Below are 15,113 nucleotides of genomic sequence, written 5' to 3'. Positions count from 1 at the left end.
ACTCCAGCTAGTTTGTAGGACATCACCGGCCAAGGCTTTCGTCCGTGGGCGTCGGTGGCTGAGAGACCGAGCGCGCTCCCGCCTGCAAAAGCGAAGGGAGCACCAGATGCGGGTCTATCGGCCATTGCCTGTCGAACATGAGCAGGCCGAATACATGCGGCAGATCGTGCGCGAATGCCGCGAGTTGTTGAAGCAACCGCCACCCGATACGTTTCTTGGACGCAAGACGCAGGACGCGCCTTCGAAGCAAGAAGCGGACGACGACTTCGCGTGACAGGATGCGGTGCAGATTTCTTGCATTGGGGCGGATTGAAGCACAACGTCCAGCAAACTGTTTGAAGGCGCTCGGCCCATCGGCGAACGCCTCGCTATTGCTGAAGCCGCGCTCGCGATACGGCGACAGTGCCGGCTCGATCGCCGGGGCGCCTCCGGTGGCGAGGCTCAGCCCGCGCGTCTTCGCCTCGACAGCTGCATTGGCATGAGTCCAGAGCCATCTTGCGCCCGCTCGACGAGAGGGGAATGGGACAGTGTCGTTTCGGATACGACAGACAATCCCGTGTCTGCCAATAACTTCATCCAGTCAGGTTATCGGCTCTTTGAGCCCGAGGTACTTTGGGCCTGGTCGCATACACTTTACTGGAGAAAGTGGCTACGGTGAGCGCTGGAGCGTTTCCCGCGACGCGGAACGCGGTGTGTATGGTTCATCAGAGTTGTGGCGTAGCCTGTATGCGCAGGATGGCGAGAAGCCCGGCAGCCCGACGGCTGCCGGGCTTCTTTTGCGTTTATAGGCAATGCGGGTGAAACACTTGCGAAGTTGGCAGCGTCAGGCTTTAAGTTTGCTCTTGCAGGAAATTCGGCGGCCATGAGCCGATGCAAGGGAGAGCGCTGTCGATGCCCACCAAGCCTCATCTGCCGGTACGTTCGTCGCGAGGGACGGGAGGGCCGAGTGCGCTCGATGGTCTGCTGGTCGTCGATTTCACGCGCGTGGTCGCCGGGCCGGCCTGCACCCAGACGCTCGCCGATTATGGTGCGCACGTCATAAAGATCGAGAATCCCGACGGCGGCGACGACACGCGTGCTTATGAGCACGCCGAGATTGGCGGCGAAAGCGCCGCCTATCTCAGCCTGAACCGCAACAAGCGCGGCATTGCGCTCGACCTTGCCGTGCCGGAGGCTCGAGAGATCGCGCTGCATCTCATCCGCAAAGCAGATGTGGTGGTGGAGAATTTTTCGAGTGGGGTCATGAAGAAGTTCGGGCTCGACTATGAGTCGGTCGCGCCACTCAATCCTCGGCTGGTCTATTGCTCGATCTCCGCCTACGGACGTACCGGACCGTTTGCCTCGCGTCCGGGCTTCGATCCCATCACGCAGGCGGAAAGCGGCTTCATGTCGCTCAACGGATTTGCCGACGGCCCAGCGGTTCGTACCGGTCCGCCCATCGTGGACATGGCGACAGGCATGTCTGCCTGCAATGCAATCCTGTTGGCGTTGCTGGCGCGCGACCGGCTCGGCCGCGGCCAACATGTCGAAGTCGCCCTGTTCGATATCGCGATGGCGATGACCGGCTTCTATGGCATGGCCTATCTCATCAATGGCGAAAATCCCGGCCGGTTCGGCAATTCGCCGAGCGGCTCTCCCACCGTCGGCGTCTACGAGGCCTCTGACGGGCCGCTCTACATGGCATGCGCCAACGACCGGCTCTACCGCCGGCTCGTGGTCGAGGTCCTGAATCGGCCCGATCTCATCTCCGATCCGCGGTTTGCCACGCGCAAAGCTCGTTCGGAGAACAAGGAGCTCTTGCGGGCAGCCATTGCAGAGGTCTTTGCCAGCGATACTCTGGAGAACTGGATGGCGAAGATGAAGCTGGCGAATATCCCGGTCGGCTATCTCCGGACGGTCGAGGAGGGTTTCAATGCGCCCGAGGCTCGCGAGCGCCATCGCCTGAACCGGATTCCGCACCCTACAGCGGAATGGGTGCCCAACATCGAGCCGCCCATTACCATGAGCCTAACCGCCGCGATCGATCCCGTTGCGGCGCCCCTGTTGGGCGAGCATACCGAGGACGTCTTGCGCAACATCCTCGGTTACGACGAACGTCGGATCACGGAGTTTACCCAGAAAGGTGTGTTTGGTTCCGGCAGGCCCTCGACGCCGACGTGAGCCCAAGGACGGTCCCATGGCACCAGGCACGTGCAGCGCGCGGATCGATGCTTTGCAATGCCGGCTGCATTGGCTTGATTTGGCGAAGGGGCGGCCGCATAAATACGTGAAATTGAGGGACACGAATGGCGCCGGATCGAAAGCCGAGCATGGGACGGTCCGCCGCGCCGGAAGCCGGCGAAGGCGCCTATGCGGCAATGATCGCGAAGGCCCGCGGTCTCATGCCGCGATTACGCGAGCGGGCGGCGCGGACGGAGGAGCTGCGGCAGCTCCCCTCGGAAACCGAGATCGATCTTCATGACGCTGGCCTGTTCCGAATGCTCCAACCAGCCCGGATTGGCGGGGCCGAGCTCGACTATGTTGCTCTCGTCGATTGCGCCGAGCTGCTCGGGCAGGCGGATGCGTCGGTAGCCTGGAATCTCGCCAATCTGGCGAGCCATCACTGGATGCTCGGCATGTTCGAGCAGAAGGCGCAGGATCTGGTCTGGGGCCGCGATCCGGACGCTCTGATCGCATCCTCATTCATTTTTCCCGCCGGACGCGCCACGCGGGTCGAGGGCGGATACCGGCTGCACGGTAGCTGGCCATTCTCCTCGGGCGTTGCCTCCTGCGAATGGAATATGCTTGCAAGCGTGGTCTACTCCGACGACGAGGCGGACGGCATCGAGTATCGAATTTTTCTGGTGCCGAAAGGCGATTACAAGGTGCTGGACACTTGGAACGTGGCCGGACTGCGCGGGACGGGATCTTGCGACGTGGAGGTCAGGGACGCCTTCGTGGCTGACCATATGTCGGTCGCCGTCGGGGACCTTGCCGGAGGCCCGACACCCGGAAGCAAGGTCAACCCGAATCCGCTGTATGCGCTCCCCGTGTTCTCGCTATTTCCTTACGTCCTCTCCGGCGTTGCGCTCGGCAATGCGCAGGCGTGTCTCGACGATTACACGGAGATCGCACGCCATCGCATTTCGACCTACAACCGGGCCAAGCTGAGCGATTTTCAGAGCACCCAGATCAAGATCGCGGAAGCCTCGGCCAAGATCGATGCCGCACGCCTGATCATGCGGTCGGCGTGTCTCCAGGCCATGGAGGACGCACGGTGCGGCCATATCCCTGACATGGCGACCAAGACCAGATATCGGCGCGACGGATCTTTTTCAGTGAACTTGTGCACGGACGCGGTCTCGATGCTGTTTGCCGCGAGCGGCGCGCGGGGTCTGTTCACGACCGGCGTGTTGCAGCGGCAGTTCCGTGATGCACACGCGATCAACTCGCATCTCGCGTTCAATTTCGATGCGGCGGGGACCAATTATGGACGGGTGGCGCTGGGCCTGCCGTCCGAGAATCTCACGCTGTGAGGTCGGCCGATGAATGATCTGCCGAAGCAGCCCCGTGCTCCCGATCCCGCTAACGAGTTCGCTAGCGACAGCTCCCAGATCGATCCTCGCGACTTTCGCAACGCGCTCGGAACCTACGCAACGGGCGTGACCATCATCACGGCGGCAGCGCCCGACGGCAAGCCCTACGGACTGACGTGCAATTCGTTCGCCTCGGTCTCGCTGAATCCTCCGCTAGTTCTGTGGAGCCTCGTCGTCTATTCCTCGAGCCTGATCATCTTCCAGAACGCCAGCCATTTCAGCGTCAACGTTCTTGGCGCTTCGCAACAAGAACTTGCGAACAAATTCGCTAAATCGTCGGATGACAAGTTCACCGGCGTCGGCTGGACACCTGGCCTCGGCAACGCGCCGGTGCTCGCCGAGAGCGTCGCAACCTTTCAATGCCGCTCCGTGAATCGCTACTATGGCGGCGACCACGTGATCTTTCTCGGCGCGGTCGAAGCCTATACCTACAATGCGACGGAGCCGCTGCTCTTCGCGAGAGGGGCGTTCGGTCGCTTCATGGCCGACGATGAGCGCAAGAAGGCGCCTTAACGCTCTTCAGGTCGCCCTAGACAGCGTGGGCTCTGCCGCTGAAAGCTTGTAGATCTCCAACGCGTCCGCGTCCGCACCTCGCGCGGCCTTCGCTAGCCTGAAGAGCTGTCCGGCAAGCGAAGCCATCGGCACCGGCGTCGACGTCGCCTGTGCGACATCGGCAACCGTATCGAGGTCTTTGAGCATCGTGGCGATGTGGCCGAGCGGCGGGGTGTGAATGCCCTGCACCATCCGTGGCACGAACAGCTGGAGCGGGATTGAATCTGCAAAGCCGCCGGCGAGCGCTTCGGGCAATCGATTGGCATCGATTCCGGCGTTCGCGGCCAAGCGCGTTGCTTCCGCGAGCACGGCCATCGCGCATCCGACGATCACCTGGTTGCAAAGCTTTGTGGTCTGGCCGGCGCCGACCGGCCCCATGTGAGTGAACCTGCGTGCCATGGCCAGAACATAGGGCCGCACCCTCTCGACGTCGTCAGCTTCTCCGCCCGCCATGATGGCGAGCGTGCCTTCGTCGGCGCCCTTCGTGCCCCCGGATACCGGCGCGTCGATCCAGCCCGCACCGTTGGCGTCTTTTAGTCGCGTTGCAAGATCGCGCGCCGCGTCTGGATGAATCGACGAGAAGTCGACGACAAGCTTGCCAGAACCAGGCGCCGATGCCAGACCTTCGGGTCCGAAGATCACCTCCTCGACCGCGGCCGCATCCGTCACGCACATGAAGACGATATCCGAGTTCACCAAGAGATGACGAGGCGTGACCGCGCGCTGGGCACCGGCCTTGGCGAGCGGCGCCACCTTGCCCTCCGAGCGGTTCCAGACAGCGACTTGATAGCCGGCCTCGAGCAGGCGTCGGGCCATCGGCGTTCCCATGAGTCCAAGGCCGAGATAGCCGAGCTTCTCGGTGCCTTGCGGGTTTGCCTTGTTCTCATCAGCCATAGGTTGCCTCCTTCTGTCGCAATGCGACGCAGCTTTACCATACATTGCACATCGAACGGCAAAAGCGCTTGCTCGCATGGCTTGCCTCATTGTTTGAACCATGAAACATTTGAGGCGGTCGGGTTGGCGGGCGCCGGACGGCGCCAGAGTAGCGGAGTGGCACGATGCGAACCGTTTCGAGGTGGATCCTGGCTTTGGGGGCGGCAGCGGCCGCGAGCGCGGGGGCAAGCCAGTCATGGGCGCAGCAGACGATCCGCGTCGGCTGGACGATTCCGGCCGAGGAATCCAAATATTGGATGATGCGCAGGCCGGCCGAATTTCCCAGCATCGGTAAGACCTACAATATCGAATGGACCCAATTCCAGGGCACCGCGCCGATGACGCAGGCATTGGCGGCCGGTGCGTTGGACTGTGCGACCCAGGCGCCGCTGTCGCTCGCCAACGGCGTGGTCGGCGGCAATCTCAAGGCCTATATCGTGGCGCAGCACGTTTTCGAGAAGCCCGGCGGTTTCTCGGTCTACTGGGCCGTCAAGGATGACTCGCCCATCAAGACAATCGCGGATCTCAAGGGCAAGACGGTGGGCATTTCCGTGATCGGTGGCGGCACGCAAGGGCCGTTCAATCTGCTCTTGAAACAGAATGGCGTCGATCCGGCCAAGGACATCAAGCTGGTCGAGGTCGGCTTTGCCGTCTCCGAGGACGCGCTGCGTCAAGGCCGCGTAGATGCGGTCAACATGAACCAGCCGTTTGCCGCGCGCGCGGAGGCGAAGGGCGGCACCAGGAAGCTGTTTTCGTTGTCCCAGGCCATGCCGAACATCGTACACATCCTGGAAGCCTGCCGTGCTGACTTCGTCGACAAGAATCCGGAGCTGGTCAAAGCCTATGTCCGTGACATCACGTCAGGCATGAAGAAGGCGCTGGCCAACCGCGAGGAAACCTTGAAGGTGGTGTCCGAAGTGCTCAAGGCGCCCGTTCCGGTGCTCGAGACCTATCTGCTCAAGGACAACGATTTCGGTCGCGATCCGGGCGCAGCACCAAACTTCCCCGCGATCCAGAAGATGCTGGATATCTATGCAGAGACAGGAATGCTGCCGAAGCTAGATGTCGCACAGTTCAAGCATCAGACGATCGTCGCTCCGCTGCAATAGAGGCGGGCGAATTATCGCGCGTAAGATCGTGGCGTGCCGGATCATCCGGGACGCTGCATGAAGAAGATGCAAATATGAAGAAGTTGCGATCACGGGTTACAACAGACGGGCTCGACCGAGCCCCGCATCGTGCATTCATGCGCGCCATGGGGCTCGACGACGCCGCGATTGCCAAGCCGATGGTGGGCATTGTCAGCATGAAGGGCGAGCAGACGCCCTGCAACATGACCCACGACTTCCAGGTGGCTGCGGCCAAAACTGGAATCGAGGAAGCCGGCGGCACGCCGCGCGAGTTCTCGACCGTCTCGGTTTCCGACGGCATCAGCATGAACCACGAGGGAATGAAGTTCTCCCTGTTCTCTCGGGAGCTGATCGCCGATTCGATCGAAGCCGTCGTCCAGGGGCTGGCCTACGATGCGCTGATCGGATACGGCGGATGCGACAAGACCCTTCCCGGCGTGATGATGGGCATGGTTCGCTGCAACGTGCCGTCTATCTTCATCTATGGCGGCAGCTCGCTGCCGGGCCGCGTGGATGGGCGTACGCTGACGGTGCTCGACTCCTATGAGGCTGTCGGCAGCTTCATGACTGGCGACATCGACGGCGCTACGCTTGAGCGGATCGAGCGTGCTTGCTTGCCGACCATCGGCGCGTGCGCCGGCCAATTCACCGCGAACACCATGGGCATGGTCTCCGAGGCGATGGGGTTGACTATTCCCAACGTCTCCATGGTGCCTGGTGTCTATGCGGAGCGTGCGCAGATCTCGCAGCACGCCGGGCGGCTGATCATGGAGATGCTCGCGCGTGGCGGACCGTTGCCGCGCGATATCGTGACGCGGAAATCCCTGGAAAACGGAGCGGCGATCGTTGCCGCGACGGGCGGCTCGACCAACGCCGCGCTGCACCTTCCGGCGATTGCGAACGAGGCGGGCATCGCATTCACAATCGATGACGTGGGTGAAGTCTTTGCCAGGACGCCGCTAATCGGGAATCTGCGCCCCGGGGGCAAGTACACGGCAAAGGATGTCTATGACATCGGTGGCGCGGCGGTTGTGATCCGCGAGCTGATCCAGAGCGGCCATATCGATGGCAGCTGCCTGTCCGTTACCGGTCGCACGCTTGCTGAAGAATATGGCGCGGCTAACGCACCGGACGGAGAGGTTGTCCAGTCTGTTCGTGCGCCGATTATGCCTGACGGCGGTGTGGTGGTGCTGAAGGGAAATCTCTGCCCCGATGGCGCGGTGATCAAGGTCGCGGGCCTGAAGAGCCAGTTCTTCGAAGGCGTGGCGCATGTTTTCGAGGATGAAGAAGCTTGTGTCGTAGCGGTGCGTGAGCGCAGCTACAAGGCCGGCGAGGTCCTCGTGATCCGCAACGAAGGCCCGGTCGGCGGACCCGGCATGCGCGAAATGCTCGGCGTCACCGCACTGATCTACGGGCAGGGTATGGGCGAAAAGGTGGCGCTGATCACCGATGGCCGGTTCTCCGGCGCGACCCGCGGCATGTGCATCGGCTACGTGGCCCCCGAGGCATTTGTTGGCGGTCCGCTGGCGCTTGTTCGCGACGGTGACAGGATCCGGATTGATGCCGCAAACCGGCGGATGGATCTCCTGCTCGATGAGCAGGAACTCACCGCGCGGCGCCGCGATTGGAAGCCGCGTCCGCCGCGTCACCGTGCGGGTGCGCTTGCAAAGTATGCGCGACTGGTTGGACAGGCGCCGGGCGGAGCCGTGACGCATGAAGGCCCGGCAGAATGGCCGTGGTTCGAATGACGCACTGGACGGGTGCGAAAACGACGACCCGTCTGGCAGGCTTCTTGCTAAGGTCGTGCCGCTGAATGTTCGTGCGCGTGAGGCGAAAGACAGGATGACGGTAGTGCCTGCAAGATCGAGCGAATGGATGAGACCGGTGAACTCACAAGAGCCGGCTTCTGCAATCATCGAGATCGATCGTGTCTCCCAGGTCTTTCAAACCTCGGCGCGCAAGGATCATTTGGCGCTATCGGACATCTCGCTGACGATCGAGGAGGGAGCCTTCGTCTCTATCCTAGGTCCGTCCGGCTGCGGCAAGTCGACACTGCTCTATATCGTCGGCGGTTTTGTCCGCCCGACCAGCGGCATGGCGAAAATCAGGGGACACACGATCACCGGGCCGGGTCCGGATCGCGGACCGGTGTTCCAGGAGTTTGCCCTGTTTCCCTGGAAAACCGTGCTGGGCAATGTGATGTATGGCCCGCGTCAGCAAGGTGTGCGCACCGCCGAGGCCGAGGCGCAGAGCCGGGCCTTGATCGAGATGGTCGGCCTCAAGGGCTTCGAGAATTTCTATCCCAAGGAATTGTCGGGTGGCATGAAGCAACGCGTGGCACTGGCGCGCACACTCGCCTACCAGCCCGAAGTGCTGCTGATGGACGAGCCGTTCGGTGCGCTCGACGCGCACACACGGACGCGCCTGCAGAACGATCTTCTGAACATCTGGGAGCGCGACCGCAAGACGGTGCTGTTCGTCACGCATTCGGTCGACGAGGCCGTCTTCCTCTCGGACAAGGTCGTCATGATGTCGAAATCGCCCGGCCGAATCCGACAAGTCATCGACATCGATCTGCCGCGACCGCGCCGCCGCAACGAGCTGCTGCTGGATCCGCGCTACCAGAAGTACGTCGTCGATATCGAGCGCATGTTCGATGAGAGCGACGAAGCCGGGCCTTTCTCATGATATCGTCGGCTGTCTTGACCAGGCGGGCTGCTCCGGTGCTGGCCTGCGTCGGATTGCTGGCAGTGTGGCAGGTCGCCTCGCTTGCGCTGAAGAACGACAGCTTCCCCACGGCGATCGAGGCGATCCGGGCAATTCCCGACATTCTCGGCGACAGGGAATCCTTGACCAACATCCTGGCTTCGCTTCGCCGCATGGCGATGGGTTTCGGTGTGGCGGTGCTGGTTTCGATTCCGCTGGGTCTGTTGATGGGACGCAGCCGGGGCATCGCGGCCTTCTTCAATCCGCTCCTGATGGTGATTTATCCGGTGCCGAAGGCCGCCTTGATGCCGATTATCATGCTCTGGCTGGGCGTTGGCGACGCCACGAAGACACTGGTGATCTTTCTGGGCGTCAGCCTTCCCGTGATCTATCACAGTTTCGAGGGTGCCAAGGCGGTCGAGGAGAAGATGCTGTGGTCGGGTGCCGCGATGGGGCTTTCGTCTGCGAAACGCCTGGTGCGGATCGTGCTGCCCGTGGCGCTGCCGGAAATCCTGACCGGATGCCGCACGGGATTGGTGCTGGCGCTGATCACGATGATCACCAGCGAGATGATCGCCCGTCAGTCGGGCGCCGGCAACATCCTGTTCAATGCGCTCGATATGGGCCAATACGACACCGTCTTTGCGATGATCATCATCGTGGGGACAATGGGAATTTGCCTCGACGCGATTTTCGAAAGTGTTCGTGCCAGACTCGTGCGTTGGTCCGAGCCGCAATTCGACATGCCGCTGAGCTTCTCATGATGTCGCGCCTTCTCTCCCCAAACGTCCTTCTCGGCGTTGCGCCGATCGCGCTGATCCTCGCCCTGTGGCAGGGCCTGGTGTCATTCGGCCTTGCGCCCGCGGTCTTGCTGCCGCCGCCGGGCTTCGTCTTCAGCCGGCTGCTTCAGCAGCTCGTGACGTTGACGTTCCAGCAGGAAATCGCAGCAACGCTGATTCGCCTGTTTGCCGGGTTTGCGATTGCGGTCGTGCTCGGGGTCAGTATCGGCATCGCCGCCGCCGCCAATCCGGCGATCAACGCCGTGGTTCGTCCGATCGTCCGCGTCTTGGCGCCGTTGCCCAAGGTCGCGCTCTATCCGGCGCTCCTGCTTTTGCTCGGGTTCGGTCACGGATCGAAGGTCACATTGGTGGCCGCGGACGCGCTCTTTCCCATTCTGCTGTCGACCTATTATGGTGCATCGACCGTCGAGCAGAAGCTGATCTGGTCGGCTATGGCAGCGGGAACACCACGCTATGAAATCCTCTTCAAGGTGGTGCTGCCTTCGGCGATGCCATCGATCCTGACTGGGTGCCGGATCGGCCTTGTCATTTCCTGTATCGTGGTGTTTCTGGCCGAGATGATCACATCGACGGATGGACTAGGCCACGCGCTCGTGACGGCGGCCCGCACCTTCCAGGCAGTGGACATGTTCGTCCCGCTTATCACGATATCGCTGCTAGGTTTGATCCTGAATGGCCTGCTGGGCGCCGTGCGATCGTACCTGCTTCGGGGTTTTCCCGAAGCGTAACGAACAAATAGAAGACCGGGAGAGAACCATGCTGGCTGATCGCATCGAAGCAAAATGGATTGACGCATTCTGCGAGATCTTTGAGCGATGCGCCGTCAAGGCCGGCGATACCGCGGCGATCCTCTCGGAAACCCAGTCGCGTGCGTTGAACGTGCATCTTGCGGAGCTGGCCCTGCTGCGCATGGGCGCGCGGCCGTTTCACTTGGTGATGCCGACACCGCGTAACCGTCATGTCGTTCCGGTGCGCTCCACCGGCGCGAGCGAGGCAATGCAAAAGCTCCGGCCAGTCATCACGGCGCTTCAGCAGGCCGGGTTTGTGGTGGATTGCACCATCGAAGGCCTGATGCATGCGGGGGAAACGCCCGAGATCCTCAAGGCCGGCGCGCGGATCCTGGTGATCTCCAACGAGCATCCCGAAGCGCTGGAGCGCATGGTGCCGGATTCCGCGCTTGAGAAGCGCGTTCGCGCGGCGGCGAAGATGCTGCGGGGGACCAAGCGGATGCGGGTGACCTCGAAGGCCGGCACCGCGCTCGATGTCGACATGGTCGGCGCTTCGACGGTTGGTGTGTGGGGCTGGACCGACAAGCCCGGCACGCTGGCACATTGGCCCGGCGGTATCGTCGTCAGCTTCCCCAAGAGCGGGACCATCAACGGCACTCTGGTGATGGCGCCTGGTGACATCAATCTCACCTTCAAGCGCTACCTGACATCGCCCGTGAAGATGACGTTGAAGGACGATTATGTCGTCGAGCTGGAAGGCGAGGGCACGGATGCCGCGATGATGCGCGCCTATCTCGCTGCCTGGGGAGATCGCGAAGCCTATGCGGTCTCGCATGTCGGCTTCGGCATGAACTCCGGCGCGCGCTACGAGGCGCTGTCGATGTATGATCAGCGCGACACCAACGGCACCGAGATTCGGGCCGTCTCCGGCAATTTCCTGTTCTCAACCGGCGCCAATGAATTCGCCGGCCGTTACACGGCGGGGCATTTCGATCTGCCGATAATGGGCACGACCATCGAGCTCGATGGCGTTACGGTGGTCCGGGAGGGCGTGCTCCAGGACGTCTTTGGCTAGTTGCGGTCGAGCACCGGGGGGCGCGCTAGTCCGAAGTGTCGGAGCAGATCGACCATGGCCTGGAGCCGCTTCGCGCGATAGACGTCGACGTCGAGCCCGGAATAATCGAGAAAGCCTGCACCGGTGCGCAGGCCGATCCGGCCTTCATGCATGTTGCGTGAAATGACATCCGGTGCCCGATAACGCTCGCTGCCGAGCGCGCCTTCCAGATATCTGCTTGCGTAGTATAGGATGTCGCCGCCGCCCCAATCGATGAATTCGAGCAGGCCGAGCACGGCGTAGCGGAAGCCGAAACCGTAACGGATCGCCTTGTCGATCTCCTCGGCGCTGGCGACCCCTTCCTCGACCATGCGAGCGGCCTCGTTCATCGCCAGCGCCTGGATCCGTGGAACGATGAAGCCGGGCGTCGCTGCACAGACCACCGGGACCTTGCCGATGCCTTCGAGCAGCGCCTTGACCTCGTCGACGACGATGGGATCAGTGGCTCTGCCGGGCGAGATCTCGACCAGCGGGATCAGATAGGCCGGGTTAAGCCAGTGCACGTTCAGGAAGCGGCGAGGGTTAACGATCGCGCCGGATAGATCATCGACGAGGATGGTCGAGGTTGTCGACGCGATGACTGTATCCGGACCGACCTGCTTTGAAGCCGCCCCGAGCACCTCGCGCTTGAGCTCGACGACCTCAGGAACGCCCTCGAAGACCATCCCGGCGTCGGATAGTGCTTCCTCGCTTTGGCCGGCCGCGATCACTGAGACCCGTGCGACAAGGGGATCTACATCTGCCTCGGTCAAGAGCCCCAGCTTCGCCAGGCTGGCAAAGGTCGTCCTGACCTCGCCAAGCGCATCCGCTTCCAGCTTGGCGAACTCCGCCGCGGAGCGCGCCTTGACGTCGACCATCGTGACCGCATGTCCCGCATAGGCGAACGCGACGGCGATGCCGCGTCCCATGCGGCCGGCGCCGAGACAGGCGATATTGACGCGATTGGTCATCGATCAGAATCCGTTGCGAAGCAGCGTCTGCAGTTCGGCCTTGCTGAGATCGCCAAGACCCAGTGTTTCGAGCGTCCGGCCACTTCGCGCAAAATCTTCGCCACAGACAGCGCCGCCAATCGACAGAAATGCCTTGGCCAACGGCGTGGCTACGCCAGAAAGGCCAGCGACGGAGACCAGCAGCGACAGCCCGAGCCGCAGATCCTCGCGCATGTAGCGATGTTCGGTCAGCACTATCCGCTCTCGCCAGTCGCCGGAATCGGTCAGACGATCATGCGAACCGCGGCCATACATCCAGATCTCGCCTTCCTTCGCGTAGTGATGGGCGAGCGGGAAATGCGGCGCGCCGTAGCCGAGCGCCTCGCGCACCGCGATGCGTTCGGCGTCGAGCGCGTCGGTGACCCGGCGAATCGCGGCTTGTGTGCCTTCCTTGTGAATGTCCCAGCGTTCGAAATGCTCGATCGGGCCTGCGTTCATCACGATCAACGGCGGATGAATGATCGGGCCTGCGTTCATCAGCGCGCCGGATAGCGCATCTCCGCACGGTTCGATCACGCCCGGGAAAGCGCGTCCGATGATTTCGAGTGCATGCGGCGCCTGATCAAGCGGGAACACACCGACGGGCAGGCGCTTGGCGCGGATGGTGATCGCGACCTCGAACGTTCCGTGCTTGCGGGTCAGCCAGGGCAGCGTGCCGGTTTCGGCAAAGCTCACCCTGGCGTGGTTGCCGACATCCCGTGCCGCTTGGGCGAAGATCATCGAGCCGAACGTCGCCGGCGGCAGAAATACGACCTGACCGTCCCGCAGATGCGGGGCAAGCAGACGGGCAATATCCGGCTGCGCGAAGGCCGGGGCAGGGCACAGGATCAACTCCGTTCCGTCGACGGCTTCGGCGATATCGGTCGTGACCAGCGCGAGCTTCAGGTCGTGACGGCCGTTATGATCCTTGACCAGGATGCGCGAGCCGGCGGCGCGGTGTGCTGCGACTTGACCGGCATCGCGGCGCCAAAGCCGCACCTCATGCCCCGACAGAGCAAAATCGCCCGCGGCCGCGAAAGAGCCGTTTCCCCCACCTAGAACTGCGATCTTCAAGATGCTTCTCCTTGCGCGCGGGACTGCGCATCAAGCTGCTTCAGTACGAAATGCTGGACCTTGCCCAGTGCCGTCCGCGGCAGATCGGTGACGAAGACGATCTCGCGCGGCACCTTGTAGCGCGCGAGTTGTGCCTGAAGATGCGCCCTCAATTCGTCCGCTTCGAGCCGGCAGCCGGATCTCGCAATGACATAGGCGATCGGCACCTCGTCCCAGCGCGGGTCGGGCCGGCCGATCACGGCGCATTCGCTGACATCAGGATGTTCGAGCAAAACGCGCTCGACCTCGGCCGGGTAGACGTTTTCCCCGCCTGATATGATCATGTTCTTCTTGCGGTCACGGACCCAGAAATAGCCGTCGGCATCGCACAGGCCGATATCACCGGTGCGGTACCAGCCGTCGTGCAACGCGTCGCGCGTTGCGGCCTCGTTGCCCCAATATTCAAAGAACACGTTGGGCCCGCGCACCGCGATCTCGCCCGGCGTGCCCGTAAGGACTTCGTTGCCGGCCTGATCGATCACCTTGGCTTCGCAGCACAAGCCGGCAAGGCCGGTCGATCCCGCGCGCGAAAGGTCGCCGCCAAGCCGCGTGTAGACGGCGATCGGGCAGGTTTCCGTCGAGCCATAGACCTGAAGTACCGGGACATCGCGCGCGACGAAACGCTCGATCAGGTGAGGAGGCACGATGGTCGAGCCGGTGGCGATGGCCTTGAGTGACGAAAGATCAGTGGTCGGCCAGGCAGGATGCTCGCTCACCGCCTGCAGGATCGCAGGCACCATCACCGTGAGTGTCGGCCGTTCCTGTTGGATGGCCGCAAGCGCGGCATCCGGCGCGAAGCGCGCATGGACCGTGACCGTCGCGCCCAGCTGCAGCGCCGGCGTGGTCTGGATGTTGAGGCCGCCGACGTGGAAGAACGGCAGCACAGTCAGCACGTGGTCGTCGGATGTCATGTTGTGCATGTGCTGGCTCATGACGCCGTTCCAGAACAGCGCCTCCTGGCGCAGCACTGCGCCTTTCGGCCGCCCCGTCGTTCCTGAGGTGTAGACGATGAGGAGCGGGCAGGAGAGGTCGGTGTGAGGGGTGCGGCCGCTGCCCTGGCTGCGAGCCAGCAGAGCTTCAAATGTCACACCGCGAGGTGGCGGGAAGTCGAGACCGACCACGGATGTCTCCGGCGCAGTCTGCCCAAGCTCGGCAAGCACTCCGGAAAATGCCTGCTCGAGCACCAGGACCTTGGCGCCGGCATCGCCGAGAATGAATAGCTGCTCGGCGACGGCCAGCCGCCAGTTTAGCGGCACCAGGATCGCGCCGAGCCGCGCGCACGCGTAGAGCAGGACCAGATAATCCGGCCGGTTCAGGCTCAAAATCGCGACCCGGTCGCCGCGGCCGACGCCGAGCTGTTGCTTCAACGCCGTCGCGGTCCGTTCGATGCGCGAGGCGAATGCCGCGTAGCTCAGCTGCTCGCCTTCGAAGGCAATGGCTGTCTTGTCTGGCGCGAACGCCGCATTGCGGTCGATCAGGCTACAGAGGTCCACC

General features: G+C 62.7%; 14 protein-coding genes and 1 pseudogene. 11 read left to right on the top strand and 4 right to left on the bottom strand.

The window, feature by feature from the left end:
- Nucleotides 1-106: 106 nt before the first annotated feature.
- The 5 genes and pseudogenes from EAV90_RS39550 to EAV90_RS17705 all read left to right on the top strand — a co-directional run bounded on the left by EAV90_RS39550 (nucleotide 107) and on the right by EAV90_RS17705 (nucleotide 4,088).
- Nucleotides 107-274 carry a hypothetical protein gene (locus tag EAV90_RS39550; protein ID WP_160118810.1) on the top strand — a complete coding sequence of 56 codons (168 nt, stop codon included), beginning with the start codon at nucleotides 107-109 and terminating at the stop codon, nucleotides 272-274.
- A 225-nt stretch (nucleotides 275-499) separates the two neighbouring features.
- Nucleotides 500-658: pseudogene (locus EAV90_RS40645) on the top strand (GNAT family N-acetyltransferase); the annotation flags it as partial.
- Between the two features lie 233 nt (nucleotides 659-891).
- Entirely contained in the window at nucleotides 892-2,160 is a 1,269-nt protein-coding gene (locus EAV90_RS17715) for a CaiB/BaiF CoA transferase family protein (protein ID WP_129144181.1), read from the top strand.
- A gap of 149 nt (nucleotides 2,161-2,309) precedes the next feature.
- Nucleotides 2,310-3,515, top strand: a complete 1,206-nt coding sequence (locus EAV90_RS17710; protein WP_245509551.1) for an acyl-CoA dehydrogenase family protein — start codon at nucleotides 2,310-2,312, stop codon at nucleotides 3,513-3,515.
- Between the two features lie 9 nt (nucleotides 3,516-3,524).
- Complete coding sequence (locus EAV90_RS17705) at nucleotides 3,525-4,088, top strand: flavin reductase family protein (protein WP_129144179.1); 564 nt, start codon at nucleotides 3,525-3,527, stop codon at nucleotides 4,086-4,088.
- Nucleotides 4,089-4,094: 6 nt separating this feature from the next.
- Here EAV90_RS17705 and EAV90_RS17700 read toward each other — a convergent pair whose 3' ends face one another.
- Nucleotides 4,095-5,021, bottom strand: a complete 927-nt coding sequence (locus EAV90_RS17700) for an NAD(P)-dependent oxidoreductase (RefSeq protein ID WP_164936987.1) — start codon at nucleotides 5,019-5,021, stop codon at nucleotides 4,095-4,097.
- A 164-nt stretch (nucleotides 5,022-5,185) separates the two neighbouring features.
- Between EAV90_RS17700 and EAV90_RS17695 the strand changes: the two genes are divergently transcribed.
- The 6 genes from EAV90_RS17695 (at nucleotide 5,186) to EAV90_RS17670 (ending at nucleotide 11,499) form a co-directional block, all read left to right on the top strand.
- Nucleotides 5,186-6,169 (top strand): ABC transporter substrate-binding protein, encoded by a 984-nt coding sequence (locus tag EAV90_RS17695; protein WP_122402246.1) that lies wholly within the window; start codon nucleotides 5,186-5,188, stop codon nucleotides 6,167-6,169.
- 74 nt (nucleotides 6,170-6,243) lie between these two features.
- Nucleotides 6,244-7,938 carry a dihydroxy-acid dehydratase gene (gene ilvD, locus EAV90_RS17690; RefSeq protein ID WP_129144177.1) on the top strand — a complete coding sequence of 565 codons (1,695 nt, stop codon included), beginning with the start codon at nucleotides 6,244-6,246 and terminating at the stop codon, nucleotides 7,936-7,938.
- A gap of 94 nt (nucleotides 7,939-8,032) precedes the next feature.
- Entirely contained in the window at nucleotides 8,033-8,878 is an 846-nt protein-coding gene (locus tag EAV90_RS17685) for an ABC transporter ATP-binding protein (RefSeq protein WP_122406547.1), read from the top strand.
- Nucleotides 8,875-9,660: an ABC transporter permease gene (locus tag EAV90_RS17680; protein WP_129144176.1), complete on the top strand. Its 786-nt coding sequence runs from the start codon at nucleotides 8,875-8,877 to the stop codon at nucleotides 9,658-9,660. The genes EAV90_RS17685 and EAV90_RS17680 overlap by 4 nt, the downstream gene beginning before the upstream one ends.
- The gene (locus tag EAV90_RS17675; RefSeq protein WP_129144175.1) at nucleotides 9,657-10,424 is read left to right on the top strand and encodes an ABC transporter permease; all 768 of its coding nucleotides are present in this window, start codon (nucleotides 9,657-9,659) and stop codon (nucleotides 10,422-10,424) included. Before EAV90_RS17680 ends, EAV90_RS17675 begins: the two co-directional genes overlap by 4 nt.
- A 28-nt stretch (nucleotides 10,425-10,452) precedes the next feature.
- On the top strand, nucleotides 10,453-11,499 hold the full coding sequence (locus EAV90_RS17670; protein ID WP_122402250.1) for a 2,5-dihydroxypyridine 5,6-dioxygenase NicX family protein: 1,047 nt from the start codon (nucleotides 10,453-10,455) through the stop codon (nucleotides 11,497-11,499).
- On the opposite strand, the gene EAV90_RS17665 is transcribed toward EAV90_RS17670, so the two are convergent.
- From EAV90_RS17665 to EAV90_RS17655, 3 genes are read right to left on the bottom strand one after another with little or no spacing between them, the layout of a single operon-like run.
- Nucleotides 11,496-12,488 (bottom strand): 3-hydroxybutyryl-CoA dehydrogenase, encoded by a 993-nt coding sequence (locus tag EAV90_RS17665; RefSeq protein ID WP_122402251.1) that lies wholly within the window; start codon nucleotides 12,486-12,488, stop codon nucleotides 11,496-11,498. The two genes, EAV90_RS17670 and EAV90_RS17665, sit on opposite strands and share 4 nt — an antisense overlap.
- Nucleotides 12,489-12,491: 3 nt before the next feature.
- A complete protein-coding gene (locus EAV90_RS17660) occupies nucleotides 12,492-13,580 on the bottom strand; it encodes an NAD/NADP-dependent octopine/nopaline dehydrogenase family protein (RefSeq protein ID WP_129144174.1) in 1,089 nt (362 codons plus the stop codon).
- Complete coding sequence (locus tag EAV90_RS17655; protein ID WP_129144173.1) at nucleotides 13,577-15,112, bottom strand: class I adenylate-forming enzyme family protein; 1,536 nt, start codon at nucleotides 15,110-15,112, stop codon at nucleotides 13,577-13,579. Before EAV90_RS17655 ends, EAV90_RS17660 begins: the two co-directional genes overlap by 4 nt.
- Nucleotide 15,113: the final 1 nt, after the last annotated feature.

This window comes from Bradyrhizobium vignae, from assembly GCF_004114425.1.
GTDB classification, from domain to species: domain Bacteria; phylum Pseudomonadota; class Alphaproteobacteria; order Rhizobiales; family Xanthobacteraceae; genus Bradyrhizobium; species Bradyrhizobium vignae.
Note: the sequence above shows the minus strand (reverse complement) of the source record. Positions and strands in the feature narration are given on the sequence as shown.

Coding starts and splice junctions, on each gene's coding strand:
- EAV90_RS17665 (WP_122402251.1), bottom strand. CDS start 12,488: ATGACCAATCGCGTCAATATCGCCTGTCTCGGCGCCGGCCGCATGGGA.
- ilvD (WP_129144177.1), top strand. CDS start 6,244: ATGAAGAAGTTGCGATCACGGGTTACAACAGACGGGCTCGACCGAGCC.
- EAV90_RS17700 (WP_164936987.1), bottom strand. CDS start 5,021: ATGGCTGATGAGAACAAGGCAAACCCGCAAGGCACCGAGAAGCTCGGC.
- EAV90_RS17685 (WP_122406547.1), top strand. CDS start 8,033: ATGACGGTAGTGCCTGCAAGATCGAGCGAATGGATGAGACCGGTGAAC.
- EAV90_RS17675 (WP_129144175.1), top strand. CDS start 9,657: ATGATGTCGCGCCTTCTCTCCCCAAACGTCCTTCTCGGCGTTGCGCCG.
- EAV90_RS17670 (WP_122402250.1), top strand. CDS start 10,453: ATGCTGGCTGATCGCATCGAAGCAAAATGGATTGACGCATTCTGCGAG.
- EAV90_RS17705 (WP_129144179.1), top strand. CDS start 3,525: ATGAATGATCTGCCGAAGCAGCCCCGTGCTCCCGATCCCGCTAACGAG.
- EAV90_RS17680 (WP_129144176.1), top strand. CDS start 8,875: ATGATATCGTCGGCTGTCTTGACCAGGCGGGCTGCTCCGGTGCTGGCC.
- EAV90_RS39550 (WP_160118810.1), top strand. CDS start 107: ATGCGGGTCTATCGGCCATTGCCTGTCGAACATGAGCAGGCCGAATAC.
- EAV90_RS17710 (WP_245509551.1), top strand. CDS start 2,310: ATGGGACGGTCCGCCGCGCCGGAAGCCGGCGAAGGCGCCTATGCGGCA.
- EAV90_RS17695 (WP_122402246.1), top strand. CDS start 5,186: ATGCGAACCGTTTCGAGGTGGATCCTGGCTTTGGGGGCGGCAGCGGCC.
- EAV90_RS17715 (WP_129144181.1), top strand. CDS start 892: ATGCCCACCAAGCCTCATCTGCCGGTACGTTCGTCGCGAGGGACGGGA.